We start from the raw sequence: 1,337 nt of genomic DNA, 5'->3' as shown, positions 1-1,337 counted from the left end.
GGCCCGAAAATCATCCGCCATATCAAGTTGCCGCAGAGGCTGGTCATGATCACCCCGCCGACGGTCAACCAGATCATCATCCTCATCAAGGAATCCGCGGTGCTGTCCATCATCACCGTCGCCGAGCTGACCAAAAACACGACGCAGTTCGTCAACGAGACCTATGCGGTCATCGAACCCTATCTCGCCGCTGCCCTGCTCTACTGGCTGCTGGTCGAGGTAGTCGCGCAGCTCGGCAAATACGTTGAGCGCCGGGTGCGGTTCTAGGCCGCTCAACCACCAATTGGGAACAAACGATGGCCACTGAAACCACCGAGCCCGTCATCAAGATACGGAACCTGACCAAGGATTTCGGCACGTTCGCGGCCTTGTCTGGGATATCGCTCGACATCAATCTCTCCGAGGTCGTCTGCATCATCGGCCCCTCGGGATCAGGCAAGAGCACCCTGTTGCGCTGCGCTAGCTTCCTTGAGGACTATACGAGCGGCGAGATCGAGATCGAGGGCCGGCTGCTCGGCTACAAGCGCGGCGCCGGGGGACTGGTGCGCGAGAGCGAACAGAACATCGATGCCGTGCGCCGCAATGTCGGCATGGTGTTCCAGCACTTCAACCTCTGGCCGCACATGACCGTGCTGGACAACGTGACGCTGGGCCTACGCCTTTCCAAGCGCACCCCCGTCGCCAAGGCGAAGGACAGCGGACGCCGGGCGCTGGCCAAGGTCGGCCTCGCGGATTTCGCCGAGCGCTATCCCTCGCAGCTTTCAGGCGGCCAGCAACAGCGCGTCGGCATCGCCCGCGCGCTCGCCATGGAACCACATGTGATCCTATTCGACGAGCCGACTTCGGCGCTCGATCCCCAACTCGTGGGCGAGGTGCTCGACACCATGAAGCAACTGGCTGTCGAGGGCATCACCATGGTGGTGGTGACGCATGAGATGGGCTTTGCTGCCCAAGTCGCCGACCGCGTCGTCTTCATGGACTGCGGCAAGGTGGTCGAGCAGGGCCCTCCTGCCAAACTCTTCAACGATCCGCAAAGCCCGCGCCTGCGGGAATTCCTCGACACCTGGAGACAGCGCAACATGCTCTTCCAGAACGAGTCCGTCGCCGGCCGCTAGGCCAGCGACACCATCGACAAGACAAGACGGAGGACCGCATCCATGAACGAAGCCCTGAGCCCAGCGGGCGTTCCCCGCATGTATGGTGACGTGCCGCCATTCATGGCGTTTCCCCATGTTCGCGACCTGGCCGGCCTTTCGGCCGACGCCGTGGTGGTGGGGATGCCCTATGACGGCATCGCCACATTTCGCGGCGGCGCGACACGCCGCGCGCCGCAGGAA

The 1,337-nt window shown here is 62.9% G+C and carries 3 protein-coding genes; all 3 read left to right on the top strand.

Features of this window, described 5'->3' with window-relative positions:
- Positions 1-267 (top strand): ABC transporter permease subunit (locus EOA22_RS33825; protein WP_127390625.1); only part of this gene is annotated, 267 nt, incomplete at its 5' end.
- Between the two features lie 29 nt (positions 268-296).
- The gene (locus EOA22_RS33820; RefSeq protein ID WP_063170521.1) at positions 297-1,115 is read left to right on the top strand and encodes an amino acid ABC transporter ATP-binding protein; all 819 of its coding nucleotides are present in this window, start codon (positions 297-299) and stop codon (positions 1,113-1,115) included.
- A 42-nt stretch (positions 1,116-1,157) separates the two neighbouring features.
- A partial coding sequence (locus tag EOA22_RS33815) for a hypothetical protein (RefSeq protein WP_245478762.1) occupies positions 1,158-1,337 on the top strand: 180 nt, incomplete at its 3' end.

The organism is Mesorhizobium sp. M7A.F.Ca.US.014.04.1.1, from assembly GCF_003998745.1.
GTDB lineage: Bacteria > Pseudomonadota > Alphaproteobacteria > Rhizobiales > Rhizobiaceae > Mesorhizobium > Mesorhizobium ciceri.
Note: the sequence above shows the minus strand (reverse complement) of the source record. Positions and strands in the feature narration are given on the sequence as shown.

Excerpts from the sequence above, each read along its gene's own strand:
- EOA22_RS33820 (WP_063170521.1), top strand. The coding sequence starts at position 297 with ATGGCCACTGAAACCACCGAGCCCGTCATCAAGATACGGAACCTGACC.